This window comes from Sphingomonas sp. CFBP 8765, from assembly GCF_014841445.1.
Classification (GTDB): domain Bacteria; phylum Pseudomonadota; class Alphaproteobacteria; order Sphingomonadales; family Sphingomonadaceae; genus Sphingomonas; species Sphingomonas aerolata.
This window is the reverse complement of record NZ_JACYTY010000002.1, coordinates 525667-551009: the sequence shown is the minus strand read 5'-3', so window position 1 is coordinate 551009 and position 25343 is coordinate 525667. Positions and strand designations below refer to the sequence as shown.

24 protein-coding genes and 1 pseudogene are annotated in these 25343 nt (G+C 68.5%); 11 read left to right on the top strand and 14 right to left on the bottom strand.

Annotated elements, in window-relative coordinates:
• Window positions 1-90 precede the first annotated feature (90 nt).
• The gene (locus IFT87_RS07165; protein WP_166746410.1) at window positions 91-1299 is read left to right on the top strand and encodes an LL-diaminopimelate aminotransferase; all 1209 of its coding nucleotides are present in this window, start codon (window positions 91-93) and stop codon (window positions 1297-1299) included.
• Between the two features lie 428 nt (window positions 1300-1727).
• Entirely contained in the window at window positions 1728-2156 is a 429-nt protein-coding gene (locus IFT87_RS07160) for an acyl-CoA thioesterase (RefSeq protein ID WP_031440658.1), read from the top strand.
• 4 nt (window positions 2157-2160) lie between these two features.
• Here IFT87_RS07160 and IFT87_RS07155 read toward each other — a convergent pair whose 3' ends face one another.
• Window positions 2161-2562, bottom strand: a complete 402-nt coding sequence (locus IFT87_RS07155) for a winged helix-turn-helix transcriptional regulator (protein ID WP_042467067.1) — start codon at window positions 2560-2562, stop codon at window positions 2161-2163.
• A gap of 236 nt (window positions 2563-2798) precedes the next feature.
• Between IFT87_RS07155 and IFT87_RS07150 the strand changes: the two genes are divergently transcribed.
• The 4 genes from IFT87_RS07150 to IFT87_RS07135 all read left to right on the top strand — a co-directional run bounded on the left by IFT87_RS07150 (window position 2799) and on the right by IFT87_RS07135 (window position 9081).
• A complete protein-coding gene (locus IFT87_RS07150) occupies window positions 2799-4919 on the top strand; it encodes a RelA/SpoT family protein (RefSeq protein WP_192007953.1) in 2121 nt (706 codons plus the stop codon).
• A 411-nt stretch (window positions 4920-5330) separates the two neighbouring features.
• A complete protein-coding gene (locus IFT87_RS07145; protein ID WP_192007952.1) occupies window positions 5331-7142 on the top strand; it encodes a DUF885 domain-containing protein in 1812 nt (603 codons plus the stop codon).
• Between the two features lie 62 nt (window positions 7143-7204).
• Complete coding sequence (locus IFT87_RS07140; protein WP_192007951.1) at window positions 7205-8197, top strand: glycosyltransferase family 2 protein; 993 nt, start codon at window positions 7205-7207, stop codon at window positions 8195-8197.
• A gap of 644 nt (window positions 8198-8841) precedes the next feature.
• The gene (locus IFT87_RS07135) at window positions 8842-9081 is read left to right on the top strand and encodes a hypothetical protein (protein ID WP_192007950.1); all 240 of its coding nucleotides are present in this window, start codon (window positions 8842-8844) and stop codon (window positions 9079-9081) included.
• A gap of 36 nt (window positions 9082-9117) precedes the next feature.
• Here the strand turns inward: IFT87_RS07135 and IFT87_RS07130 are convergent, their stop codons facing one another.
• Together IFT87_RS07130 and IFT87_RS07125 are read right to left on the bottom strand one after the other, a co-directional pair.
• Entirely contained in the window at window positions 9118-9846 is a 729-nt protein-coding gene (locus IFT87_RS07130) for a class I SAM-dependent methyltransferase (protein ID WP_056406929.1), read from the bottom strand.
• Between the two features lie 16 nt (window positions 9847-9862).
• A complete protein-coding gene (locus IFT87_RS07125; protein ID WP_236701591.1) occupies window positions 9863-10267 on the bottom strand; it encodes a GtrA family protein in 405 nt (134 codons plus the stop codon).
• A gap of 112 nt (window positions 10268-10379) precedes the next feature.
• Here IFT87_RS07125 and IFT87_RS07120 point away from each other — a divergent pair, with 112 nt between their 5' ends.
• Complete coding sequence (locus IFT87_RS07120) at window positions 10380-12170, top strand: AcrB/AcrD/AcrF family protein (RefSeq protein WP_192007949.1); 1791 nt, start codon at window positions 10380-10382, stop codon at window positions 12168-12170.
• A 1263-nt stretch (window positions 12171-13433) separates the two neighbouring features.
• Here IFT87_RS07120 and IFT87_RS07115 read toward each other — a convergent pair.
• The 6 genes from IFT87_RS07115 to IFT87_RS07090 form a co-directional block, all read right to left on the bottom strand.
• A complete protein-coding gene (locus tag IFT87_RS07115) occupies window positions 13434-14054 on the bottom strand; it encodes a MarC family protein (protein WP_031440980.1) in 621 nt (206 codons plus the stop codon).
• Window positions 14051-14941 (bottom strand): bifunctional methylenetetrahydrofolate dehydrogenase/methenyltetrahydrofolate cyclohydrolase FolD, encoded by an 891-nt coding sequence (gene folD / locus IFT87_RS07110; protein ID WP_037532630.1) that lies wholly within the window; start codon window positions 14939-14941, stop codon window positions 14051-14053. The genes IFT87_RS07115 and folD overlap by 4 nt, the downstream gene beginning before the upstream one ends.
• 10 nt (window positions 14942-14951) lie before the next feature.
• Window positions 14952-15248: a DUF167 family protein gene (locus IFT87_RS07105; RefSeq protein WP_192007947.1), complete on the bottom strand. Its 297-nt coding sequence runs from the start codon at window positions 15246-15248 to the stop codon at window positions 14952-14954.
• Window positions 15245-15547, bottom strand: a complete 303-nt coding sequence (locus tag IFT87_RS07100; RefSeq protein ID WP_031395935.1) for a YggT family protein — start codon at window positions 15545-15547, stop codon at window positions 15245-15247. The genes IFT87_RS07105 and IFT87_RS07100 overlap by 4 nt, the downstream gene beginning before the upstream one ends.
• 179 nt (window positions 15548-15726) lie before the next feature.
• Window positions 15727-16644, bottom strand: coding sequence for an acetylglutamate kinase (gene argB, locus IFT87_RS07095; protein ID WP_031440509.1), 918 nt, complete (start codon window positions 16642-16644; stop codon window positions 15727-15729).
• Window positions 16645-16776: 132 nt separating this feature from the next.
• A complete protein-coding gene (locus IFT87_RS07090; protein WP_031440508.1) occupies window positions 16777-17421 on the bottom strand; it encodes a queuosine precursor transporter in 645 nt (214 codons plus the stop codon).
• 174 nt (window positions 17422-17595) lie between these two features.
• Between IFT87_RS07090 and IFT87_RS07085 the strand changes: the two genes are divergently transcribed.
• A complete protein-coding gene (locus IFT87_RS07085) occupies window positions 17596-18861 on the top strand; it encodes a NupC/NupG family nucleoside CNT transporter (RefSeq protein WP_031440507.1) in 1266 nt (421 codons plus the stop codon).
• A 182-nt stretch (window positions 18862-19043) separates the two neighbouring features.
• Here the strand turns inward: IFT87_RS07085 and IFT87_RS07080 are convergent, their stop codons facing one another.
• From IFT87_RS07080 to IFT87_RS07070, 3 genes and pseudogenes are all read right to left on the bottom strand, one after another.
• Window positions 19044-19598 (bottom strand): fasciclin domain-containing protein, encoded by a 555-nt coding sequence (locus tag IFT87_RS07080; RefSeq protein ID WP_031395557.1) that lies wholly within the window; start codon window positions 19596-19598, stop codon window positions 19044-19046.
• 84 nt (window positions 19599-19682) lie between these two features.
• Window positions 19683-20624 carry a diaminopimelate epimerase gene (gene dapF / locus IFT87_RS07075; RefSeq protein ID WP_192007946.1) on the bottom strand — a complete coding sequence of 314 codons (942 nt, stop codon included), beginning with the start codon at window positions 20622-20624 and terminating at the stop codon, window positions 19683-19685.
• A 73-nt stretch (window positions 20625-20697) separates the two neighbouring features.
• Window positions 20698-21183, bottom strand: a pseudogene (locus tag IFT87_RS07070) (DUF6456 domain-containing protein); the annotation flags it as partial.
• A 144-nt stretch (window positions 21184-21327) separates the two neighbouring features.
• Here IFT87_RS07070 and IFT87_RS07065 point away from each other — a divergent pair.
• From IFT87_RS07065 to IFT87_RS07055, 3 genes are all read left to right on the top strand, one after another.
• Complete coding sequence (locus tag IFT87_RS07065) at window positions 21328-21891, top strand: helix-turn-helix domain-containing protein (RefSeq protein ID WP_031394722.1); 564 nt, start codon at window positions 21328-21330, stop codon at window positions 21889-21891.
• Between the two features lie 49 nt (window positions 21892-21940).
• Window positions 21941-22639, top strand: a complete 699-nt coding sequence (locus IFT87_RS07060) for an EI24 domain-containing protein (RefSeq protein ID WP_192007944.1) — start codon at window positions 21941-21943, stop codon at window positions 22637-22639.
• A gap of 65 nt (window positions 22640-22704) precedes the next feature.
• A complete protein-coding gene (locus tag IFT87_RS07055) occupies window positions 22705-23046 on the top strand; it encodes a hypothetical protein (protein ID WP_192008188.1) in 342 nt (113 codons plus the stop codon).
• A gap of 5 nt (window positions 23047-23051) precedes the next feature.
• Here IFT87_RS07055 and IFT87_RS07050 read toward each other — a convergent pair whose 3' ends face one another.
• The gene (locus IFT87_RS07050) at window positions 23052-24038 is read right to left on the bottom strand and encodes an MlaA family lipoprotein (protein WP_249403233.1); all 987 of its coding nucleotides are present in this window, start codon (window positions 24036-24038) and stop codon (window positions 23052-23054) included.
• 125 nt (window positions 24039-24163) lie between these two features.
• Window positions 24164-25315 carry a tRNA epoxyqueuosine(34) reductase QueG gene (queG, locus tag IFT87_RS07045; protein ID WP_037528828.1) on the bottom strand — a complete coding sequence of 384 codons (1152 nt, stop codon included), beginning with the start codon at window positions 25313-25315 and terminating at the stop codon, window positions 24164-24166.
• Window positions 25316-25343: the final 28 nt, after the last annotated feature.

The window sequence follows — 25343 nt, the reverse complement described above, 5'->3', positions numbered from 1 at the left end:
CCCCACCTTTCCCGCCAGAACCGAAACGCGGTGGATGACGCCCCCCGCGGCATACGGTACAGCACCCCTTCCTCCAGCTCGGGGCCGATCATGTCCGACGATTTCTACCGCATCAAACGCCTGCCACCCTATGTCATCGCCGAAGTGAACGCGATGCGGGCAGCGGCGCGGGCGGGCGGCGAGGACATCATCGATCTCGGCATGGGCAATCCCGACCTGCCGCCCCCCGAGCACGTCATCGCCAAGCTCGTCGAGGTCGCCAGCAAGCCCGGCGCGCACGGCTATTCGCAGTCGCGCGGCATTCCCGGTCTCCGCAAGGCGCAGGCCAATTACTATGGCCGCCGCTTCGGCGTCGACGTCGATCCCGAGACCGAGGTCGTCGTGACGATGGGCTCGAAGGAAGGGCTCGCCAGCCTCGCCACCGCGATCACCGCGCCCGGCGACGTCGTGCTCGCGCCCAACCCCTCCTATCCGATCCACACCTTCGGCTTCATCATCGCCGGCGCGACGATCCGCGCGGTGCCGACCACCCCCGACGACGCCTATTTCGAGAGCCTCGAGCGCGCGATGGCGTTCACCGTGCCGCGCCCGTCGATCCTCGTCGTCAACTATCCGTCCAACCCGACCGCGGAGGCGGTCGACCTCGCCTTCTACGAACGGCTCGTCGCCTGGGCGAAGGAGAACAAGGTCTGGATCATCTCCGACCTCGCCTATTCCGAGCTCTATTATGACGGCAATCCGACCCCCTCGATCCTCCAGGTCAAGGGCGCCAAGGACATCGCGATCGAGTTCACCTCGCTCAGCAAGACCTATTCGATGGCGGGCTGGCGGATCGGCTTCGCGGTCGGCAACAAGACGCTGATCGCGGCGATGGCCCGGGTGAAGAGCTATCTCGACTACGGCGCCTTCACCCCGATCCAGGCCGCCGCCTGCGCCGCGCTGAACGGCCCGCAGGACATCGTCGCGCGCAACCGCGAGCTCTATCACAAGCGCCGGGACGTGCTCGTCGAAAGCTTCGGCCGCGCCGGCTGGGACATCCCCTCGCCGCGCGCCTCGATGTTCGCCTGGGCGCCCTTGCCGCCCGCGCTCGCGCATCTCGGCAGCCTCGAATTCACCAAGCAGCTCCTCACCCACGCGCATGTCGCGGTCGCGCCCGGCGTCGGCTATGGCGAAAATGGCGAGGGCTATGTCCGCATCGCGATGGTCGAAAACGAACAACGCCTCCGCCAGGCCGCGCGCAACGTGAAACGCTACCTCCAGAGCATGGGCGTCAACACCCCCGCCCAGGGCGCCGGCTGACCCGTCGCCGACCCCCGTCATCCTGACGAACGTCAGGACCCAGAGCCAAGCAGCACCCCGCCCGCGGCTCTGGGTCCCGGATTAAGTCCAGGATGACGGCGGGAAGAGCAGCACCCCCACCCCAAACCGTCATCCCCGCGCAGGCGGGGATCCAGACTGGCGGACGCCCGCGAGTCCAGCCGCACCCGCATAGACTATGGATCCCCGCCTCCGCGGGGATGACGGAGCGGGTGGCCATGCCCCCGCCCGCCCCGGCTGACGGTTTGGACGAACATCCACCCCGTCATCCTGACGAAAGTCAGGATCCAGAGCCAAGTAGCGCCCCGCCCGCGGCTCTGGATCCTGGATCAAGTCCAGGATGACGAAGGAGGAAGCCGCGCCCCCCGAAAGGTTGACGCCACCCCCCGCCCCAGCCATCCCCCCAAGCCATGACCCGCCCCGGCTTCGCCTTCTCCACCACCCTGCGCGTCCGCTACGCCGAGATCGACGGGCAGAAGATCGTCTTCAACTCGCGCTATCTCGAATATGCCGATGTCGCGATCACCGACTTCTGGGACTGGAGCGGGATCGCCGCCGCGGTGCCCGGCTGGGACGACACCGAATTCAACGTCCGCCGCACCGAGATCGACTATCTCGCGCCCTTCCGCCTCGGCGACACGATCGCGGCGCATGTCCGGATCGAGCGGGTCGGCACGTCGAGCCTCACCAAGCGGATCGAGCTGACGCATGCCGAAACCGGCGCGCTCCACACGGTGATCATGATGGTCAGCGTCCATGTCGATCTCGCGACCGGCCGCCCCGCACCCCTGCCGCCCGCGATCCGCGACCATATCGCGCGGCTCGCCACCCCCGCCTGACCGCTCAGTCCGTCGCGCCGATCTCCCCCGGCAGCGCCCAGATCAGCTCGCCCCGGCCCAGCACGCGGCCGTCATGCGCGCGCACCGCGACCTGTTCGATCGGCTGCCGGTCGCGCGCATCGACCAGGATCGGGAAGGCCGGGATCCGCGTCTCCCACCGCTCGCCCCATTGCCGGAGCGCGATCATCGTCGGCAGCAGCGCGAAACCCTTCTCGGTCAGGCCATAGGCGATCTTGCGGCGATCCTCGGGCAAGGGCCGCCGCGCGAGGATCCCGTGCTCGACCAGCCGCGCGAGCCGGTTCGCCAGGATGTTGCGCGCGATGCCGAGCTCGGCCTGGAATTCCTCGAAATGATGCAGCCCGTTGAACGCCGCGCGCAGGATCAGGAACGACCAGCGCTCCCCCATCGCCTCGAGTGCCGCCGGCAGGCTGCATTCGCGCAGCGGCTCGCGCAAAATCCCCCGCGAAATTCCCCGCGAAATTCCCCGCGAAATCCCCCCCGAAATTCCCATCGTCCCGGCTCCCCCCGACCCCGGTCTAGCCTATAGCATTCCGCCGCGCGATGCGCTCATCGAGTGCGTCTATCACGGTGACCGGACGCTTTTGGTTGCAAAGCAATACGCTGCGGCCCCATCTATGTCGGGTGTTGCGCCAATATGAACTCGTCGATCGAGTCCTCGATTACGATCCCGATGCCGACGAGGCCCTGCTGAACCGCGCCTATGTGTTTTCGATGCAGGCGCACGGGTCGCAGAAGCGTGCGAGCGGCGATCCCTATTTCAGCCATCCGATCGAGGTGGCGGGCATCCTCACCGATCTGCATCTCGATGACGAGACGATCGCCACCGCGATCCTCCACGACACGATCGAGGATACCGTCGCCACGCCCGAGGAGATCAGGCGGCTGTTCGGCCCGTCGGTCGCGCGGCTGGTCGACGGCGTCACCAAGCTCAGCAAGATCGAGGCGCAGACCGAGAACGAGCGCGCCGCCGAGAACCTGCGCAAGTTCCTGCTCGCCATGTCCGACGACATCCGCGTGCTGCTGGTGAAGCTCGCCGACCGGCTGCACAACATGCGCACGCTGCATCACATCGCCAAGCCCGAGAAGCGCCGTCGCATCGCCAAGGAGACGATGGACATCTACGCGCCGCTCGCCGAGCGGATCGGCATGTACGAGTTCATGCGCGAGATGCAGACGCTCGCCTTCGAACAGATCGAACCCGAAGCTTCCGAATCGATCAACCGCCGGCTCGAACAGCTGAAGGACGGCGACGGCAACCGCATCGCCAAGATCGCATCGGGGCTCAAACTCGTGCTGTCGCGCGCCGGCATCGAGGCGGAGGTCGCGGGGCGCGAGAAGCATCCCTATTCGATCTTCCGCAAGATGTCCGAACGGCACATCAATTTCGAACAATTGTCCGACGTGATGGCGTTCCGCGCGATCGTCCCGACCGAGGCGGACTGCTACGCCGCGCTCGGCATCATCCACCAGCGCTGGCCGATGGTGCCCGGCCGGTTCAAGGATTACATCTCGACGCCCAAGCGCAACGGCTATCGCTCGCTCCACACCAGCGTGATCCATGCCGACAATGCGCGTATCGAGATCCAGATCCGGACCGAGGCGATGCACGCCCAGGCCGAATTCGGCCTCGCCGCGCACTGGGCCTACAAGCAGAAGAGCGGCGGCCAGACGATCGGCGGCGGCGAGCATCAGGTCAGCTGGATCCGCGACCTGGTCGAGATCCTCGACACCGCCGAAAGCCCCGAGGAGCTGCTCGAACACACGCGGATGGCGATGTACGCCGACCGCATCTTCGCCTTCACCCCCAAGGGCGAGCTGATCCAGCTGCCCAAGGGCGCGACGCCGATCGACTTCGCCTATGCGGTCCACACCGATCTCGGCGACCAGGCGGTCGGCGCGAAGATCGACGGCCGCGTCGTGCCGCTCTCGACCGTGATCGAAAACGGCAACCAGGTGCAGATCCTGCGTTCGAAGGGCCAGTCGCCGCAACCGCACTGGCTCAACGTCGCGACCACCGGCAAGGCGCTCGCCGCGATCCGCCGCCATCTGCGCCACAAGGAGCGCGTCGAGCAGGAGGCGCTCGGCCGCACGCTGTTCGACGACATCGCCTCGCGCCTCCCAGCCCCGATCGGCCCCGACGCGACCGAGCCCGCACTCAAGCGGCTCAAATTCGCCGACGAGGGCGCGCTGATGGTCGCAATCGCGCGCCGCACCGTGTCCGACGAACAGGTGATGGAGGCGCTGATGCCGGGCTCGACCGGCGCCGATCTCGGCCATGCGGTCGCCCCGCAGTCGAGCGCGATCTCGATCAAGGGGCTGACCCCGGGCGTCGCCTATGACCTCGCCACCTGCTGCCACCCCGTGCCCGGCGACCGCATCGTCGGGCTGCGCCGTCCCGATGCGGGGATCGAGGTCCACGCGATCGACTGCCGCGTGCTCGCCGAACTCGCCGAGCGGACCGAGAACGAGACCGACTGGGTCGACGTCGCCTGGGGCGAAAAGACCGAAGGCGCGGTCGCGCGCATCTCGGTGATGGTCAAGAACGAGCCCGGCTCGCTCGGCGTGGTCGCGTCGATCATCGGCACGCACATGGCCAACATCATCAACCTCCGCCTCGACACGCGCGACACGAGCTTCCACACCAACGAGATCGACGTCGAGGTCCACGACATCCAGCAACTCATGCGCCTCATGGCCGGCCTCCGCGCCGCCGACGCCGTCAACACCGTCGAACGCGTGTAGCGGGCAGCAGCCCACCACCGCCCGCGCCGTCCCCGGCCCCCGTCCCCGCCATCCCGCTTTCCATCGCCCCCCGTTTCGTCCTCCGTCCCATCCTCCCCCCTTTCCGTCATCCCGACGAAAGTCGGGACCCAGAGCCAAGCAGCACCACCACCCGCAACCCTGGGTCCCGGGTCAAGCCCGGGATGACGGAAGGGAGCCCACACCCCTCCCCCGTCATCCCCGCGCAGGCGGGGATCCAGACGGGCGACCGCCGGCGATCCGGCAGCACCCGCATAGGCTATGGATCCCCGCCTCCGCGGGAATGACGACGCGGCAGGACACGCCCCGCACCCCCCACACGCCCCCCCCCCCCGCTTGCCCCGCACAATTCCCCGGCTACTATCCCCCGCAACACCCCGGGGGACCCATCACATGAACCGTCGCGCCTTCCTCTCGTCCGCGAGCATGCTCGCCACGCTCGCCCTCGTCCCGCGCGCAGCCCTCGCCGCGGGCGCCACCCCCGGCGACGCGAAGCTCGACGCGCTTCTCACCTCGATCTTCGACGCGAACCTCAAATACGCCCCCGAATTCGCCACCCAGCTCGGGCTCGACAAGGGCGCGAACGCCGCGCTGAAAAGCCGGCTCGGCGATTACACCCCCGGCGCGGTCAGGGCGAACCTCGCGCGCACCACCCGCACGATCGCGCAGATCGAGTCCGTCGCCCCTGCCACGCTCTCCGACGCCGGCCGCCTCAACCGCGAGGTCGTGCTCTATTCGCAAAACCAGCAGCGCACCGCCGCCGAAAAATTCGGGCTCGGCTCCCCCACCAACCCCTATGTCATCAGCCAGCAGGACGGCGCCTATTTCGACGTCCCCGACTTCCTCGACAGCGCGCACGTCATCAGGACCGCCGCCGACGCCGACGCCTATTGCGCGCGCCTCGACGCATTCGCGACCGCGCTCGACGGCGACACCGCGACGCAGGCCGAGCGTGCGAAACGCGACCTCGTCGCCCCCGGCTTCTCGCTCGACCTCGCGCTCGGCCAGATGGCGGCGCTGCGCGCGCCCGCGCCCGCGCAGAGCGGCCTCGTCACCTCGGTCGCGACGCGCACCAGGGCCGCCGGGCTGACCGGCGACTGGGACCGCCGCGCCACCGCGCTCGTGACGGACAAGGTCTATCCCGCGCTCGACCGCCAGATCGCGCTGGTCAAGCAGCTCCGCACCACGGCCCGCGCCGAGGCCGGTCTCTGGGCGGTCCCCGGCGGCGACGCGATCTACGCCGCCGCGCTCGCCCAGGCGACCACCACCAACTTCACCCCCGACGAGGTCCACAAGCTCGGCCTCGACCAGGTCGCGCAGATCGGCGCCGAACTCGACACCATCCTCAAGGCGCAAGGCCTGACCAAGGGCAGCATCGGCGCACGCCTCGCCGCCTTCAACGCCACCCCGGCACAGCTCTATCCCGACACGCCCGCCGGCCGCACCGACCTCATCGCCGGGCTCAACACCGGGCTCGCCGCGATGCAGGCCAAGCTCCCCCAGGCGTTCATAAACCCGCCGTCTGCCCTGCTCCAGATCCGCGCGGTCCCGACCGATATCCAGGACGGCGCCTCGAACGGCTATTACCGGCTCGCCGCGCTCGACGGCTCGCGCCCCGCCATCTACTTCATCAACCTGAAAAGCGTCGCCGACTGGCCCAAATACACTTTGCCCTCGCTCACCTATCACGAGGGCGTGCCGGGGCATCATCTCCAGCTCAGCCTCGTCGCCGGGCTCGACACGCCGCTGCTGCGCAAATTCTCGTTCTTCGGCGCCTATGTCGAGGGCTGGGCGCTCTACGCCGAACAGCTCGCCGACGAGCTCGGGGGCTATGCCGGCCCGATCGAACGCGCCGGCTATCTCCAGTCCTTCCTCTTCCGCGCCGCGCGCCTCGTCGCCGACACCGGCCTCCACGCCAAGCGCTGGACGCGCGAACAGGCGACCGACTATTTCGTCGACACCGTCGGCTTCGCCCGCCCCCGCTCGCAGCGCGAGATCGAGCGTTACTGCACGATGCCCGGCCAGGCCTGCAGCTACAAGCTCGGCCACATCAGCTGGCTCCGCGCCCGCGACACCGCGAAGAGGATTTTGGGCGACAGGTTCGACGTGAAGCAGTTCCACGAGGTGCTGCGCGACGGCGCCGTCCCCCTCACGATCCTCGAACGCCTCGTCGAAGCCCGCGCCACCGCGCTGGCCAAGGCCTGACGCATAATCCTTCCCCAAGAACAAACGATGACGCCGCGCGCGGGGGCGGCTAGAGAGCGGGGATGCACCGTCCCGCGCTCTCCGTCGTCGTCCCCTGCTACAACGAGGCCGCCTGCCTCGACCTCCTCCACGCGCGCATATCGGGCGCGGCGCAGAGCGCGGTCGGCGAGGATTACGAGATCGTCCTGATCAACGACGGCTCGCGCGACGAAAGCTGGTCGGTGATGCAGCGTCTCGCCGCCGCCGATCCCCGGCTCGTCGCGATCAACCTGTCGCGCAACCACGGGCATCAGCTCGCGCTCACCGCCGGGCTCGATCTGTGCGCGGGCGAGCAGATCCTGATCATCGACGCCGATCTCCAGGATCCCCCCGAGCTCCTCCCCCAGATGCGCGCCGCGATGGCCGAGCAGCAGGCCGACGTCGTCTACGCGGTCCGCCGCCAGCGCGCGGGCGAGACGGTCTTCAAGAAAGCCACCGCCGCCGCCTTCTACCGGCTGCTGACCAAGATGACCGACACGCCGATCCCGGTCGACACCGGCGATTTCCGGCTGATGAGCCGGCGCGCATTGGATGCGTTCCTGTCGCTGCCCGAACAGGCGCGCTTCATCCGCGGCATGGTCGCCTGGATCGGCTTCCGCCAGGTGCCCTTCGCTTATGACCGCGCCGAGCGGCATGCGGGCGAGACCAATTATCCGCTCGCCAAGATGATGCGGCTCGCCTTCGACGCGGTCACCGGCTTCTCGACCGCCCCGTTGCGCTTCGCCAGCCATGCCGGCCTCGCACTCACCGGCGTCTCGCTGCTGCTGTTCGTCTACATCGCGATCGGCTGGCTCTCGGGCAGCGCGGTGCAGGGCTGGACCTCGACGATGCTGGTGACGGTGTTTCTGGGCGCGGTGCAGATGTTCGTGCTCGGCATGATCGGCGAATATCTCGGCCGGCTGTATGTAGAATCCAAACGCCGCCCCCTCTACATCGTCGCCGACATCGCCGGCCCCATCCAGGGCAAAGCCACGCTGGGCTTCCGCGCCGAACCCACAGAAACCCCCCTCAACTAGACAAAAAGCCCCTCCCCTTCAGGGGAGGGGTTGGGGTGGGGCCCCACCCCGCAAGCACCGGCTCGCAAAGTCCCCGTTCGTGCTGAGCGCAGCCGAAGCACCACCCGACACGCACCCTACACCTGAGCCCCCACCCCGGCGAAGGCCGGGGCCCAGGTGGGAAAGCCAGAGTAACGAAGCGCAACGCCCGTCAGCACCGTCCGCCAACTGGACCCCGGCCTCCGCCGAGGAGGAATTGGAGAGACGTCACGTGCGAACCACACCCAACCGCACCACCGCCCCAAACCTCCGTTCGTGCTGAGCGAAGTCGAAGCACCCCCCGGCACGCACCCTACACCTGAGCCCCACCCCGGCGAAGGCCGGGGCCCAGCTGGGAAGGCCAGAGTAACGAAGCGCAACCGCCGTCAGCACCGTCCCCCAACTGGACCCCGGCCTCCGCCGGGGAGGAATTGGAGAGACGTCGCGTGCGAACCACAACCAACCGCACCACCGCCCCCACCCCCGTTCGTGCTGAGCGAAGTCGAAGCACCGCCCCCCGACACCCACCCTTCGACTAAGTTCAGGGCGAACGAACATGGGGCGGCGCCTGGCCAGATTGCGGACAGAAGACCATCGTGACATGTCTTCGCGCAGAGGAGATTGGGATGGCGACGGTAACAGCACGGTTGGCGAACAGGCTGCCCCCGCGGCTGCGTATGGCCATGACGCCATTTCTATCGTTCGCGATCGGTTGGCTCGCCCTGACCGGCCTGATCGAGACCGTGCAAAACGGCGACGCTTTCGACCTGGTCAAGCTCGGTGCGCTGATCGTCGGGTGCGTCCTGGCGGCGTTCGTCCGTCCGATCCCGGACAAATATCGGCAATCACCGGACCAGCAACAGTGATGGAGAGCGCAGACACAATATCGCGCTCGCCACCCCCTACCCCGGCACCGCCAGCGTCACGATCGACACCCCCGGCGTCATCGGCACCCGCCCGACCAGATGCCGCTCCAGCCGGAAGATCCGCTCGAACAGCGCATTCAGCGGCTTGGCGGGCGGGGAATCGTCGCTGTCGTCGCGGCCCGACAGCCGCCCGGCGATCCGCGCCGCCGCCGCCAGCGGGAACAGCAGCGAATTGAAATAGCCGAGCTTGTCGGGCTTCAGCCCCGCCGCCGCGATCGCCGTCTTCAGCGTCGCCTTCGAATAGCGGCGATGGTGATGGTTGACCGTATCGTGCGCGCTCCACAGCCACTGGTGCGCCGGGACCGCGATCAGGATCTTGCCGCCGGGCGCGAGGCACTGCGCCATCGCCTTCAGCGCCGCGACGTCGTCCGCGATATGTTCGACCACATCGAGCACCGCGATCAGGTCGTAATGCCCGCGCGGCACCCCCGGCAGCTCCGGCAAAGGCGCCGCCCCGACCGGCTTGCCGAGCCTGGCGCTCGCGATCTCGCGCGCCGCCGGATCGATCTCGATCGCGTCGATCTCGCCGAACCCCGCCAGCATCGGCAGGTTGTGCCCCGTCCCGCAGCCTATCTCGAGGATCTTCGCATCCGCCGGCAGACCGCCATAGCGCGTCAGATAATCCGCCAGGATGTCGCGGCGCGCGCGGTACCACCAATGCGTGGAATCATGCGCGGCCATCCGGTCGTAAACGATGCGGTCCATCAGCAATCGGCCATAATCAAGAGAATACCCAGAAGCGGTTGAGCACGAACGTCACGATCGCGGCAAGGAACACCGCAGGGACGAGCGGCACCCACGGATGCAGATGCAGGAACGCGGTCCCGACCCAGGTGATCAGCGCGTTGAGCGCGAGGCCCGTACCCTGCACCAGCACGAACTTGACGTGTTTCGCCCCGCCCGGCTCGGCGGCATGTCCCTTGAAGCTCCACCGGCTGTGCAGGAAATAGCCCGCGGTCACCGCCACCGCAAAGGCGAACGGCACCGCCGCGACCGCCTGCTCGGGCGGAAACACGAATTTGGTCAACGGCAGATAGACGAGCGAATAGATCACGCTCGACAGCCCGCCCGCAATCCCGAAGCGGAAGAGCTGGCCGAGCACGCCGCTCGCCCGCATCTGGTCCATCTGTCGCCTGATCGCCTGCATGCCCGCCTTGTTCTTTACACGCGCGTCGATACAGCGGCGCTCAACGTCACGCCCCGCGCATTAGTCCGCGCGCGGTCAGGAGGAAAGCGTTTTGGATCAGCCCCACCAGTCCCCATGGCAGCGGGGGCGCGACCTGCTCGATCGCCACTGGGTCGCGTTGACGCTGCTGGCATGGCTCGGCGTCGCCGCCTGGTCGCTGGCCGACCGCTGGGGTCAGGTCCGCTGGTTGTCGCTCGGCGATACCGACGACAATATGCGCCTGATGCAGGTCCGCGCATGGCTGGACGGCCAGGGCTGGTACGACCTGCGCCAGTACCGGATGAACCCGCCCGCCGGCTTCGACATCCACTGGAGCCGGATCGTCGACCTGCCGATCGCCGGCCTCATCCTCTTCTTCCGCCTGTTCACCAGCAACAGCTGGGCCGAACGGCTCGCCTGCGGGATCGCGCCGTTGCTGCCGCTGTCGATCGCGATGCTCGGCATCGGCGCGACCGTGCGGCGGCTGATCCATCCGCTCGCCTGGCCGCTCGCGATCCTGTTCCTCGTCGGCGCGACCGCGACGATGCTGATGTACATGCCCGAACGCATCGACCATCACGGCTGGCAGCTCGCGATGCTCAGCCTCACGCTCGCCGGCCTGTGCGACCCGCGCGCGCGGCGTGGCGGCGCGCTCGTCGGGATCGCGAGCGCGGTGTCGCTGTCGATCGGGCTCGAACTCCTCCCCTATGCCGCAATGGCCGGCGCGATCATCGCGCTGCGCTGGGTCTGGGACCGCGCCGAGGCGCCGCGGCTCGCCGTCTATGCGCTGACGCTGGGTGGCGGCAGCACGCTCGGTTTCGCGCTGTTCGCGTCGAACGCGAACCAGGCGATGCGCTGCGACGCGCTGACCCCCGTGTGGCTCAGCGTGATGATCGCCGCCGGAATGCTCCTCTTCCTGCTCGCGCGCTTCGGCCCTGCGTCACGCGGGGTGCGTCTCGCGCTCGCGGTCGCGGCGGGTGCGGCGATCGTCATCGGCTTCGCGCTGATGTTCCCGCAATGCCTCGCCCGGCCCGAGGGTGTCTCGCCCGAGCTTCAGCGCAACTGGCTGAACAATGTCCGTGAGGCGAAACCGATCTACAAGCACAGCTGGCGCACCGGCGTCGCGATCGCGACGCTACCGGTGATCGGCCTGCTCGGCGCGCTGTTCGCCGCATGGCGCGCACGCCGCCGCCCGAGCGCGATCGGCTGGGTCGCGGTCGCGCTGTTCATCACCTTCGCGGTGCTGATGCTGTTGTGGCAGGTCCGCGCGGGTCCCGCCGCGCAGATGCTCGCAGTCCCCGGCGGCGTCGCGCTCGCCTGGGTGATCGTCCCCCGGCTGCTCGGCCACCGCTCGATGCTGGTGCGCGTGCTCGGCACCGCGGGCGCGCTGGTGATCGTCTCGGGCTTCTTCGTCGGCATCGCGCTGAAGTACGTCCCCGTGGGCAAGCCCAAGGGCTATGAGAAGCGCGTCAACATGGCGACCGGCAACTGCCTGCGCACCACCGTGCTGCTCGCGCTCAACAAATACCCCGCGCAGACGATCTTCACCTTCGTCGACATGGGCCCGCGGCTGATCACGATCACGCACCACAACGCGATCGCCGGCCCCTATCACCGCAACGGCGCCGCGATCCTCGACGTCCAGCACGCCTTCGGCCGCACCCCCGACGAAGCCCACGCGATCATCAAGCGCCACGGCGCGACCATGCTGCTGCTCTGCCCCAACGCGGCGGAGTCGACCAACTACAAGGCCCGCAGCCCCAACGGCTTCTACGCACGGATGGCAAAGAATGAGGTCCCGGCGTGGCTCACCCCGCTCCCCCTCCCCCGCAACTCCCCGCTCCGCCTCTTCAAGGTCGACTGAGGCCCAGGCACCCCCGCACGACGCACGCGCACGCGCACCGTCATCCCCGCCACCAACCGTCATCCCCGCGAAGGCGGGGATCCAGACTGGCAAAGGCTGCGAGTCATCGGCAAACGCATAGACTATGGATCCCCGCCTCCGCGGGGATGACGTACCAGGGGTGGGCACACCGTCACCCCTCCCCCCGTCATCCTGACGAAAGTCAGGACCCAGAGCCAAACAGCACCACCGCCCGTAACCCTAGGTCCCGGGTCAAGCCCGGGATGACGAAGAAGGGCGGACGCGAACCTAACCTAACCCGTCATCTCCGCGAAGGCGGGGATCCAGACCGGCAACCGCTGCGAGTCATCAACAGCCGCCTAGCCTATGGATCCCCGCCTCCGCGGGGATGACGTAGCAGGGGCTGCCACACCGTCACCCCCTCCCCGTCATCCTGACGAAAGTCAGGACCCAGAGCCAAACAGCACCACCGCCCGAAACCCTGGGTCCCGGGTCAAGCCCGGGATGACGAAGAAGGGCGGACGCGCACCTACCTAGCCCGTCATCCCCGCGAAGGCGGGGATCCAGACCGGCAACCGCTGCGGTTCATCAACAACCGCATAGCCTATGGATCCCCGCCTCCGCGGGGATGACGGACATGGGCGGCCACGCCGTCACCTCACCCCCCCGTCATCCTGACGAAAGTCAGGACCCAGAGCCAAACAGCACCACCGCCCGCAACCCCGGGTCCCGGGTAAAGACCGGGATGACGAAGAAGGGCGGACGCGAACCTAACCTAACCCGTCATCTCCGCGAAGGCGGGGATCCAGACCGGCAACCGCTGCGAGTCATCAACAGCCGCCTAGCCTATGGATCCCCGCCTCCGCGGGGATGACGTAGCAGGGGCTGCCACACCGTCACCCCCTCCCCGTCATCCTGACGAAAGTCAGGACCCAGAGCCAAACAGCACCACCGCCCGAAACCCTGGGTCCCGGGTCAAGCCCGGGATGACGAAGAAGGGCGGACGCGCACCTACCTAGCCCGTCATCCCCGCAAAGGCTGGGATCCAGACTGGCAAAGGCTGCGAGTCATCGGCAAACGCATAGCCTATGGATCCCCGCCTCCGCGGGGATGACGTAGCAGGGGCGGCGACACCGTCACCTCACCCCCCGTCATCCTGACGAAAGTCAGGATCCAGAGTTACGTGCGGTATCGGTTTTGGCTCTGGATCCTGACTTTCGTCAGGATGACGGCAACCGGCGCACCGCGCACGCCGACCCCAACCTACCGCAACACCACCGACAACCCATCGAGCACGAACTGCACCGCCAGCGCCGCCAGCAGCACGCCGAGCAGCCGCGTGATCACCGCCTCGATCTTCGCGCCCAGGATCCGCATGATCGGCCCCGCCGCGAGCAGCGCGACGAGCGTCAGCAACAGGATCGTCACCATCGCCGCCAGCACCACTGCCGAGCGCTCGATCCCGCTGTTGCGGCTCATCAGCAGCATCACCGACGCGATCGAACCCGGCCCCGCGATCATCGGCATCGCCATCGGGAAGATCGACACGTCGTCGGCTTCGGGATCGCTCGCCACCTTGGCGGCGCGGTCCTCCCGGCGTTCGGTGCGCTTTTCGAACACCATTTCGAGCGCGATCAGGAACAGCATGATCCCGCCCGCGATCCGGAAGCTCGCCAGGCTGATCCCCAGCCCCTTGAGCAACGCCTCGCCGAACAGCGCGAACACGAACAGGATCGCCGCCGACACGCCGACCGCGCGGAACGCCATCGCGCGTTTCTGCGCCGCCGACGCGCTCGCCGACAGCCCGGCATAGATCGGCGCGCAGCCCGGCGGATCGATCACCACGAAGAAGGTGATCAGCGACGAGATATAGAGCTCGATCATGCGCCGGCCCGGTCGAGCGCCGCCTCGTCGATCGCCACGCCCTCGCGCCGCCCGGCGGACACCAGCGTATTGCGCAACAGGCACGCGATCGTCATCGGCCCGACGCCGCCCGGCACCGGCGTGATCGCGCCCGCGAGCGTGACCGCGCTCGCGAAATCGACATCGCCGACCAGCCCCGCCTCTGTGCGGTTGATGCCGACGTCGATAACGGTCGCCCCGGGCTTCAGCCAGTCGCCCTTGATCATCTCCGGGATCCCGACCGCGGCGACGACGATGTCCGCGGCGCCGACATGCGCGCGCACGTCGCGTGTCCGGCTGTGCACGACGGTCACCGTGCAGCTCTCGCGCAGCAGTAATTGCGCCATCGGCTTGCCGACGATGTTCGACCGGCCGACGACCACCGCCTCCATCCCGCTCAGGTTCGGCACGACGCTTTTGAGCAGCATCACGCAGCCGAGCGGCGTGCACGGCACGAACCCCGCCGACCCCGTCGCCAGCCGCCCCGCATTGATCGGGTGGAAGCCGTCGACATCCTTGTCGGGATCGATCGCCGCGATCACCGCCTGCTCGTCGATATGCTTGGGCAGCGGCAGCTGGACGAGGATCCCGTCGATCGTCGGATCGGCGTTCAGGTCCGCGACCAGCGCGAGGAGCGCCTCGGCCCCGACATCGGCGGGCAGCCGGTGCTCGACGCTCACCATCCCCGCCTCGCGCGTCGCCTTGCCCTTCGACCGGACATAGACGTTGGACGCGGGGTCCTCGCCGACCAGCACGACCGCGAGCCCGGGCGCGCGGCCCGCCGCTGCGGCAAAGGCGGTGACGCCGGTGGCGATACGGGCCCTGAGGCCGGCGGCGAAGGCCTTGCCGTCGATGATGGTCGCACTCATGCCCGCCGTCCTAAAGCGCGGCGGCGATTTCCGCCAGCGCAGGCGTGTCGCCCGCGACATGCAGCCGTTTCAGCCGCGCGGTCTCGCCCGCGACGATAGTCACCGCGCGCTTGGGCACGCCGAAACTCTTGGCGACCAGCGCGATCAGCGCGGCATTCGCGGCGCCATCGACCGGCGCCGCCGCCAGTCTTGCGGCCAGATGCTCCCGCGTCCCCGCCGCCAGCGCATCCCGCCCGCCGCGCGGCGTCACGCGGACCGCGATCGCCAGACCGCCGTCCACCGCACGCCAGGCGGCCGCTTCGCTCACAGCCCGGGGGCGAGCAGGCTCTGTGCGATGTTCGGCACGACGATGTTGGTCAGAATGTAGAGGATCAGCAGCACGACGAGCGGCGACAGGTCGAGCGTGCCGAAATCGGGCAGGATCCGCCGGATCGGCCGATAGAGCGGCTCGGTGATCCGCTGCAGCGCCTCCCATACCGACCGGACGACATTGCTCTGCGTGTTGATGATGTTGAACGCGATGAGCCACGACATCACCGCCTGGATCATGATGACCCACCAGACGAGGTTGAGCAGCAACTGGACGATCTGAAGAAGGGCGAGCAAGGCAAGGGTCTCCGCTGGTGTATGCCTTATATAAGGCAGCGGACCGACAACGAGAACCCCGCCGCCTCCAAACAACCCCCTTCCGTCATCCTGACGAAAGTCAGGACCCAGAGCCAAGCAGCACCACGGCCCGTGACCCTGGATCCCAGGTCAAGCCCGGGATGACGGCAGAAAAACCCCTACCGCGCCCCACCCCGCGCACTCACCAGCGTCCCGGCCCCCTGCCGCGTGAAAATCTCCAGCAGCATCGCATGCGGCACGCGCCCGTCGATGATCACCGCCGCGTCGACGCCCGATCCGACCGCCGCGACACACGTCTCGAGCTTGGGGATCATCCCCCCGGTGATCGTCCCGTCGGCGCGCAGCTCGGCGATCTTCGCCGGATCAAGATCGGTCAGCAATTCGCCCTGCTTGTCGAGCACGCCGACCACGTCGGTCAGCAGGAAGAACCGCGCCGCGCCCATCGCGGCGGCGATCGCGCCCGCCATCGTGTCGGCGTTGATGTTGTAGGTATGCCCGTCCGCACCGATCCCGATCGGCGCGATCACCGGGATGATGTCCGCGGCGATCAGCGTGTCGAGGATCGTCCGGTCGACCGCGATCGGCTCGCCGACGAACCCCAGATCGACATGCCGTTCGATCCCCTGCAGCTTGTCCGGCTCGCGGCCGTGCCCGACCTTCTGCGCGAGGACGAGGCCGGCATCCTTCCCCGAAATCCCGACCGCGCGGCCGCCCGCCTGGCCGATCCAGCCGACGATTTCCTTGTTGATCGATCCCGCCAGCACCATTTCGGCGATCTGCGCGGTCTCCTTGTCGGTCACGCGCAGGCCGTCGACGAACCGCGATTCGACCCCCAGCCGCTTCAGCATCGAGCCGATCTGCGGCCCGCCGCCATGCACCACGACCGGATTGATCCCGACCGCCTTCAGCAGCACCATGTCCTCGGCGAAATCGCGCTGCAGCTCGGGGTCGCCCATCGCGTGCCCGCCATATTTCACGACGAAGGTCTTGCCGGCATAACGCTGCAGATAGGGCAGCGCCTCGGTCAGCGTCTCGGCCTTGGCGAGCAGGGCGGGATCGGGCGTATGATCGGTCATCCCGCCCCCTTAGCCAGTTGAGGGAGGGAGTGAAAGCCGCCGGGGCCCCGCCTGCCTCCCTGTTCTCCCGCGAAGGCGGGAGCCCAGTCTGGGTCCCCGCCTTCGCGGGGACACATCAGGTGGCCGGCCCGGTCAAACCCGGTCCAGCCGCCGCCCCAGCCGCACGAAGAAGGTAATCGCAAACGGCACCAGCACCACCGACAGCACCACCTTGGTCAGCATCTGCCCCGCCATCAGCTCGACGATCGGCCGCGCACCAAGGAACGAGATGGTGATGAACAGCACCGTGTCGATCACCTGCGACACGATGCTCGCGATCATGCCGCGCAGCCACACCAGCCGCCCCTCGCCCCCGACCGGCCCCGCCAGCCGCGCGAAGATCAGCACGTTGAGCGTCTGCGAGATCCCGTAGGAGATCAGCCCCGCCATCATCATCCGTGCGCCCTGCCCGACGACGACCGGGAAGGCGTCGACCGCGGGCGGGTACATCCCCGGATCATGCGGCAGCGCGAGCACCAGCTGGATCAGCGCGGCGGACACCAGCAGGGGGATGAACCCCAGCCGCACCAGGAACGTCGCGGTCTTCTGCCCGTGCAGCTCCGAAATCGCGCTGCTGATCACCACCAGCAGCAGGAACGCGAAGATCCCCGCCTCGACCGCGAGCGGCCCGAGCGCGACCTGTTTCACCCCCAGCACGCCGGCGATGCACACCATGCCGCCATAGAGGACAGAGAAAATGAAGAGCGAACGCGGGAACGCGGGAAGGTCTGTGGTCATCGCGCCGGACGCTAGCGAAATGCCGCGCGCCGTCAAATGCCTAGCCCCCATGAAACCGCGCCGTGAAAGCGTGCAGGCGTCAAATGACTGGCGAGCACGGCGTACCCGTGTCATGTCGGCCGCTTGCGCAGCCGGGGGGCCGCGTGTGTCACCGTACCAAAACGCAGGGCGTCCATGGAAAGACTGATCATCGGCCTTGCAGGCATCGCCGTCATCCTCGGCATCGCGGTGCTGCTGTCGAGCGACCGCCGCGCGATCCGGCTGCGGATCGTCGGCGCCGCCTTCGCGCTCCAGGCGGGCATCGCGATCCTCGTGCTCTATTCGAGCTTCGGCAAGGTCGTGCTCGGCAGCATGTCGGGCGGCGTCGCCAACCTGCTCGGCTATTCGCAAAAGGGCACCGAATTCCTGTTCGGCAAGATGGCGACCCCCGAGATCGGCGGCCAGAGCTTCGCGATCGCCGCCCTCCCCGTCATCATCTTCTTCGCCAGCCTCGTCTCGATCCTCTATTATCTCGGCATCATGCAGTTCGTGGTGCGCTGGGTCGGCGGCGGCATCGAAAAGGTGATCGGCGTGTCGAAGGTCGAATCGCTCTGCGCGGCCGCGAACATCTTCGTCGGTCAGAGCGAATCGCCGCTCGTCATCCGCCCCTATCTCGCCGGCCTCACCCCCGCGCAGCTCTTCACGGTGATGACCAGCGGGATGGCGGGCGTCGCGGGCACGATCCTCGCGGCCTATGCCTCGATGGGCATCCGCATCGACTATCTCCTCGCCGCCAGCTTCATGGCCGCACCGGGCGGGATCCTGATGGCGAAGATCATTATGCCCGACCGCGTCACGCCGCCCGAGGGCGAACTCGCGCTCGGCGACCTGCCCGGCGAATCCTCCGCGGGCGAACCCATGCCGCAGGCGACGCATGACGAGGAAAAGCCCGCCAACCTGATCATGGCCGCGGCGCAGGGCGCACAGACCGGCGTCCGCCTCGCGGTCGCGGTCGGCGCGATGGTGCTCGCCTTCGTCGCGCTGGTCGCGCTCGCCAACGGCCTGCTCGGCGGGCTCGGCAACATGATCGGGCTGCCCGGGCTGAGCTTCCAGGGGCTGCTCGGCTATGTCTTCGCGCCGATCATGTTCCTCTTGAACGTGCCGTGGAGCGAGGCGGGGATCGCCGGCGGGCTGTTCGGGCAGAAGATCGTGCTGAACGAATTCGTCGCCTATATCTCGCTCGGCACGCAACCCGGGCTCAGCCCGCGGACGATCGCGGTGATCACCTTCTCGCTGTGCGGCTTCGCCAATTTCTCGTCGATCGCGATCCAGATGGCGGTGACCGGCAGCCTCGCCCCCAACCAGCGCCCGATGATCGCCAAACTCGGCCTCCGCGCCCTCGCCGCCGGCAGCCTGGCGAACCTCATGTCCGCCGCCCTCGCCGGCCTCCTGATCAGCTAAAAAACCCCGTCATCCTGACGAAAGTCAGGACCCAGAGCCAAGCGGCGACACGCCCGTGACCCTGGGTCCCGGGTCAAGCCCGGGATGACGAAGAGCCAAACCCCTCTCCCCCAGGGGGAGAGGGAGGGGCCCACGCAAAGCGTGGGAGGGTGAGGGCACGTGAGGCTCGAACCCTCACCCCCTCACGGCAGCATCACCGTATCGATCACATGGATCAGCCCGTTCGACTGGCGCACATCGGCGATCGTGATCCGCCCCTTGTGCCCCTTGCCGTCCATGATGCCCCAGCCGCTGCCCGACTTCATGAACATCAGCGGCTCGCCCTGCACGGTGGTGTAGCTGGCAGTCCCGCCATCCGCCTTCGCCTTGGCGGCGATGTCGGCGGCCATGATCGTCCCCGGCACGACATGATAGGTCAGCACGCCCGCCAGCTGCGCCTTGTTCTCGGGCTTGAGCAGCGTGTCGACCGTCCCCGCGGGCAGCTTCGCAAACGCGGCATTGGTCGGCGCGAAGACCGTGAACGGCCCCGGTCCCGACAGCGTCTCGACCAGGTCGGCGGCCTTGACCGCGGCGACCAGCGTCGTGTGATCCTTCGAATTGACCGCATTCTCGACGATCGTCTTGGTCGGGTACATCGCGGCGCCGCCGACCATCGGGTTGGTCTGCGCGGCGACCAGCGCGGTGCCGCTGACGGCGACAGCGGCGGCAATGATCGTGGTACGAAACAGGGGGGTCATGACAGTCTCTCCTGATCGGCGCCGATGATCCGGCTGCCGCGGCGAAGATACGGCCACCCCGGCCGCAACGATGCACACGCTTTTTTACATTCCGGTGCGCAATGTTTCCCAGGCGGCAATCTCTTCCTCATGCCGCCGCGCGATCACCAGGTCGCGCGGTTCGCCGGACTCGAGATCGACCGTCACCGACCCGGTCCATTCGACCGTCGCATTGCCCGACAGCGTCACCATGCCGTCCGCCCCCGCCTCGGCGCGGACCAGCCCGCCGCGGTTGAACACCGTCGTCGGCGTGTCGTACGCGATCCGCCCCGTCAGACACGCGGCAAAGGTCGACGCCGCCATCGCGCTGCCGCAACTGTCGGTCAGCCCGACCCCGCGCTCATGCGTGCGGACGAACAGGTCGGTCCCGCGCACCTCGACAAAGCTCACATTGGCGCGGTTGGGCAGCCAGTCGGGCGCCGCCTCGCAGGCCTCGCCGACGCGGACCAGCTCGGCATCGTCGACCGCCTCGACGAACGCCACCAGATGCGGATTGGGCATCGCCACCGCGGTGAACGCGCGCGTCGAGGGAAGTCCGGCCAGCGGCGCCTCGACGATCTGGTCCGCATCCACATGCATCGGCCACGCCGCCACGTCGAGCGACGCCGGCCCCGCAGTCTCGCGCACCGTGAACACGCCCGGCGCGATCTCCGCGTCGCGCACGACCAGCGCATCGCTCGTCTTCAGCCGTGCGGTCGCGCGCGTCAGCCCGGTTGCGGCGAACCCCGCACGCGCGACACAGCGCAGCCCGTTGAGGCACGTCTCCGATTCGCTCCCGTCCGAATTGAACATCCGCATCCCGAATGCCCGCCCGTCCTCGTCACCCGCGGTCAGCAGCAGCAGCCCGTCGCCGCCGACCGGCCCCGCGCGATCCGCCAGCGCGCGCGCGACCCGCGCCCAGTCCGCATCGCCCAGCGACAGCGCACGCGCGTCGATCAGCGGGAAATCGTTGCCGGAGCCATGACATTTGATCAGATCGAAGCGCATGTCGCGCCCTTACCCGCGTCGCCGCGCAAAGGCGAGCCGCCGCCCCCTCGCGTCCTCCAACGTCCCCGCCCTCATAATGTGTCGCCAGCCGGTCGAGCGCGAGCGTCAGCACCAGCCGCCCCGCGCGCGCCGGCCAGGACAGCGCGCGCTCCGCCGCGGGCAGCCCCTCGCCCGCGCACACCACCCGCCACGCTATATCCGCCAGCCCCGGCCCCGCCGCCGCGATCGCCGCGTCGAACCGCCGCTTCGCCGCGATCTGCGCGACGGTCCGGTCGAGCGCATCCTGCCCGCCGCCATCGACCCGCGGCGTCCAGCGCATCGTCACGCTCGGCGCGATCGACGCGGTCTCGTACGCCGCGCGCAACCGCTCGCCCGCCGCAAACTGCCGCGCATCGATCAGCCCGCGCGACCGCAGCCAGGTCAGCGGCGACTCCGCGCGATTGACCGTCACGCTCCGCCCGCCGATCCGCCCGCCGCGCGCGACACCTTCCCGCTGCACCTCCCGCTCACCGACCCTGTCAGCTTCCCGCTCACCTTCCCTGTCAGGCTCCCGCCGCATGCCCCGCCCGTCGATCGCGACCTCGATCAGATCCTGCATACGCCGCCCTTTCCATTTGCCGAGTCCCGTTTGTCTTGCCATATTCGACCAGAAATTGCAAGAGAAACCAACCTATCTGGTTTGTGCAAGCGACGGAGCCTGTCGATGATCACTGCTATCCGTGCCGTCCGCCGCGCCAAGGGATTGACGCTCGACGACGTCGCAAGGCGTTGTGATCCCCCGACAACCGCGCAGACGATCGGCCGGCTCGAGACGGGGACGCGGACCGTCTCGGTCGGCTGGCTCAACCGGATCGCCGCCGCGCTCGACGTCGCCGCGGTCGATCTGGTGACGATGCCCGAACGCGCCGATCTGCCCGTCGTCGCGATCCTGGATTCGACCGGAATTCAAGCCCCTACCCGCCCCAACCTCGCCACCCCGCCGCATGTCGAGCCGGGTCAGGTCGCGGTCACGGTGGCCGCCGGCGTCGGCGACTACCGCACGGGCGACGTGCTCTGGTGCACCACGCTCGGTCCCGACGACTTCGAGAGCGCGCTCTACCGCGACGTGCTCGTCCCCCGCCCCGCCGGCCGCTTCGCCTTTGGCCGTCTGGTCGCGCTAACCGACGGCAGCCCAACGCTTATTCCGGTTGGCGACGATGCCGCGCCCCAGCAGATCGAGCGCCCCGTCTGGATCGCCCGCGCGGTCCGCCTGATCCGCACGCTCTGAGTCGCCGCCCCGCATTGACGGCCCGGAGGCGGCGGGCCATCGCTGCCGCATGATCCGCGGTTTCTTCCTCTCGCTCGGCCAGCTCGGCGATCCGCCGGTGCTGCGCGTCTTCGCCAAGTCGATGGCGGTGACCCTGCTCGTCTTCGCCGCGCTCGGCCTGCTCATGTGGCTGGGCGCAAAGGCAATTTTCGCCGCTTGGCTCGGCAGCGACCAGGCCGGGATCGCCGCCGCGGTCGCGTTGTTCCTGACCATCCTCGCGGTCTGGATCCTGTTTCGCGCGGTCGCGATCGCGGTCGTCGGGATCTTCGCGGACGATGTCGTCGCCGCGGTCGAGGCGCGGCATTATCCCGCCCGTCTCGCCACCGCGCGGCCCGTGCCGTTCGCGCGCAGCCTCGCCATGGGATTGCGCTCGGCGTTCCGCGTGCTGCTCGTCAACCTGTTGATGGTGCCCGTCTATATCGGCCTGCTCGTCACCGGGGTCGGGACCGCGGCGGCGTTTTTCGTGGTCAATGGCTGGCTGCTCGGGCGCGATCTCGGCGACATGGTGGCGGCGCGCCACACGGACGCCGCGGCGATGCGGGGCTGGCGTGCGACGACGCGGGCGTCACGCTTCGTGCTGGGTCTTGCGAACACCGCGCTGTTCGTGGTTCCGATCCTCAACATCGCCGCCCCCGTGCTGGGCGCGGCGATGGCGACGCATTTTTATCACGGGACGCGCGCAGCGGTGCGCGCCCGGGGGACCAGCTGATGACGAGATCACGTGTCAACGCGTTGAAAGGCTTCGTAATCTCGCGGTCCGCCCCGGGCCTGGCGATGGCCCTCGGCCTCGCGCTCGCCGGCTGCGCCGCGCCCGTCGCGACCGCGCCGGTCGGCCGCCCCGCCATCCCCTATACCAGTGTCGGGCTCGAACGCGTGATCGGCCAGACCGCGGCCGGGCTGACCCGGCTGTTCGGCGATCCCGACGCCGATGTCCGCGAGGGCGCGGCGCGCAAGCTCCAGTTCCAGAGCGGAATTTGCGTGCTCGACGCCTATCTCTACCCCGCCGGATCGGGCGAGCCCAAGGTCACCTATATCGACGCGCGCGAGCTCGACGGCAGCACGATCGACCGCGCCAGCTGCGTCGCCGCGCTCACCCGCCGCGACGGCGGCCGGTAAGCCGCTCAGGGCCCGGGCGGCGGCACCGTTTCGGTCGCGCCCGCCGCGCCGACTGGGATCCGCGTCGCGGGTAGCGCCGCCTGGCATTCGGGCGGCGGCGCCGGTGGCCGGCGGTGGAGATGATCGATCTCCGCCTGTCGCCGGTGCAGGTAGAAGGCGCGCGACGATGCATAGGGATCGCCCACATCGTCATGCAAACACTTGAGAGTTTCGTCGAAATCGGCGCGGTGGTCGAGCGCGCCGAGCACGCCGGCCGGCACCGTGTAGCTCGCATCGGTGAACGGCGACCCGATCGCGGTGGGCAGCAGCAACCGGTCGAGCGTCCCGCCGATCAGGTCGCGCACCGTCGTCGGCCCGACCAGCGGCAGGAACAGGAACGGCCCGTTGCCGATGCCGTGATAGCCCAATGTGTTGGCAAAGCCGTTCGACCGGCGCGGCAGCCGGAACGGCCGCTTCTTGGCGACGTCGATGACCCCCGCCGCGCCGACCGTCGAATTGATCACGAACCGCCCGACCGTCTCCGCCGCCTTGCCCGGCTTGAACTGCAGCAGGAAGTTCACGAACACGATCGGCTCGCGCAAGTTATAGAGAAAATTGTGAATACCCTTGCGGATCGGGCTCGGCACCTTGCGCTTGTAGACCCGCGCCACGGGTCCCACGACCGCGCTGTCGACCGCCTGCGTCGCGCCGAACGCCTGCGCATTCACGCCACGCAACGGATCGCCGGGATCGCGCGTCTGCCCGACGACGACGATGTCCTTCTGCGCGTTCGGCTCGGCGGGCACGGGCGCGGGAACCGGGGCGGTCTGGGGCGCTGCAACCGGCGCTACGGGCACCACGGGCGGCGATACCGGCACGACGGGCGATACCGGCACGCGCTGCTCGTCCGCGACCACCGGCGACGGCGCGACCGGGACCGGCGCGACGGGCAGCGGGTCGACGGCCTGCACCGCCAGCGCGGCGACCATCGTAGCAGTGGAAAATGCCAACATATGCAATCATCGCCCCTTGGACCGCCACCGCTGTCCGCATTGCCCCCGCAAGGCAAGTCTCGAATGCGCGCCCCTACACCGGCGTTCGTGAATAATTTCCCCTGTCGCGCGTCACTTGGCCCGCGTCAGCTTAAGTTCGCCCGGTCCCATTCCGCGCGGACGCCGTCGTCATTTTCGCCGCCACGACGATCCGCCTTCTCGGCCGCGAATCGCACCGCGTCGAGTCGCGACAACGCCCACACCGCCGTCCCGCGGACCACCGGCGCCGGGTCGCCCAGCAACGCCGCGACGCCCTCCGACAAGGCCGGATCGCCACTATTCCCCGCAGCGATCAACGCGTTGCGGACCATCTTGTCGCGCCCGATCCGCTTGATCGGCGATCCGGCAAAGACCTGGCGGAATCCCGCATCGTCGAGCGCGATCAGATCGGCGATCTCGGGCGCGACCAACTCGGCACGCGGCGCAAAGGCGAGATTGGCGTTCGCGGCGGCGGCGAACTTGTTCCACGGGCACACCGCCAGGCAATCGTCGCAGCCATAGATGCGGTTGCCGATACCCGCCCGGAATTCCTCAGGAATTACCCCCGCATGCTCGATCGTCAGATACGAGATGCAACGCCGCGCATCGAGCCTGTAGGGCGCCGGAAACGCATCGGTCGGGCATGCGCGCTGGCACGCGTCACAGCTCCCGCACAGATCCCGACCCGCGGCATCGCCCTTCAGTTCGAGCGTCGTGTAGATCGCACCGAGGAACAGCCAGCTGCCCTCTTTCCGGCTGACCAGATTGGTGTGCTTGCCCTGCCACCCCAGCCCCGCCGCCTCCGCGAGCGGCTTCTCCATCACCGGGGCGGTGTCGACGAACACCTTGAGATCGAACGGATATTCGACACCGACCGCGTCGCTTGCGAGCCACCGGCCGAGCGCCTTCAGCTGCCGCTTGATGACGTCGTGATAATCCGCGCCCTGCGCATAGACCGAGATCCGGCCGACCTCGCCTTGCTCCGCCAGCCGCAGCGGATCGTCCTTCGGCGCATAGCTCATGCCCAGCGCGATGACACTGCGCACCGCGGGCCACAGCCCGGCGGGGCTCGCCCGCTGATCGCGCCGCTCCTCCATCCAGATCATGTCGCCATGCCGCCCTTCGGCCAGCCACTGGTGCAGCCGTTCGCCCGCCAGCGGCGCCGCATCCGCGCGCGCGATCCCGCACGCCGCAAAGCCCAGTTCGGCCGCCTTGGCCTTCACGCGCGATTCGAGGTCGGATGGCTTGTCGTCGGGCACGTCCGCCCGCTACCACAGCCGCTCGGCT

Coding starts and splice junctions, on each gene's coding strand:
- IFT87_RS07165 (WP_166746410.1), top strand. CDS start 91: ATGTCCGACGATTTCTACCGCATCAAACGCCTGCCACCCTATGTCATC.
- IFT87_RS07160 (WP_031440658.1), top strand. CDS start 1,728: ATGACCCGCCCCGGCTTCGCCTTCTCCACCACCCTGCGCGTCCGCTAC.
- IFT87_RS07155 (WP_042467067.1), bottom strand. CDS start 2,562: ATGGGGGAGCGCTGGTCGTTCCTGATCCTGCGCGCGGCGTTCAACGGG.
- IFT87_RS07145 (WP_192007952.1), top strand. CDS start 5,331: ATGAACCGTCGCGCCTTCCTCTCGTCCGCGAGCATGCTCGCCACGCTC.
- IFT87_RS07140 (WP_192007951.1), top strand. CDS start 7,205: ATGCACCGTCCCGCGCTCTCCGTCGTCGTCCCCTGCTACAACGAGGCC.
- IFT87_RS07135 (WP_192007950.1), top strand. CDS start 8,842: ATGGCGACGGTAACAGCACGGTTGGCGAACAGGCTGCCCCCGCGGCTG.
- IFT87_RS07130 (WP_056406929.1), bottom strand. CDS start 9,846: ATGGACCGCATCGTTTACGACCGGATGGCCGCGCATGATTCCACGCAT.
- IFT87_RS07125 (WP_236701591.1), bottom strand. CDS start 10,267: ATGGACCAGATGCGGGCGAGCGGCGTGCTCGGCCAGCTCTTCCGCTTC.
- IFT87_RS07115 (WP_031440980.1), bottom strand. CDS start 14,054: ATGATCGAGCTCTATATCTCGTCGCTGATCACCTTCTTCGTGGTGATC.
- folD (WP_037532630.1), bottom strand. CDS start 14,941: ATGAGTGCGACCATCATCGACGGCAAGGCCTTCGCCGCCGGCCTCAGG.
- argB (WP_031440509.1), bottom strand. CDS start 16,644: ATGACCGATCATACGCCCGATCCCGCCCTGCTCGCCAAGGCCGAGACG.
- IFT87_RS07090 (WP_031440508.1), bottom strand. CDS start 17,421: ATGACCACAGACCTTCCCGCGTTCCCGCGTTCGCTCTTCATTTTCTCT.
- IFT87_RS07085 (WP_031440507.1), top strand. CDS start 17,596: ATGGAAAGACTGATCATCGGCCTTGCAGGCATCGCCGTCATCCTCGGC.
- IFT87_RS07080 (WP_031395557.1), bottom strand. CDS start 19,598: ATGACCCCCCTGTTTCGTACCACGATCATTGCCGCCGCTGTCGCCGTC.
- dapF (WP_192007946.1), bottom strand. CDS start 20,624: ATGCGCTTCGATCTGATCAAATGTCATGGCTCCGGCAACGATTTCCCG.
- IFT87_RS07065 (WP_031394722.1), top strand. CDS start 21,328: ATGATCACTGCTATCCGTGCCGTCCGCCGCGCCAAGGGATTGACGCTC.
- IFT87_RS07060 (WP_192007944.1), top strand. CDS start 21,941: ATGATCCGCGGTTTCTTCCTCTCGCTCGGCCAGCTCGGCGATCCGCCG.
- IFT87_RS07055 (WP_192008188.1), top strand. CDS start 22,705: ATGGCCCTCGGCCTCGCGCTCGCCGGCTGCGCCGCGCCCGTCGCGACC.
- IFT87_RS07050 (WP_249403233.1), bottom strand. CDS start 24,038: ATGTTGGCATTTTCCACTGCTACGATGGTCGCCGCGCTGGCGGTGCAG.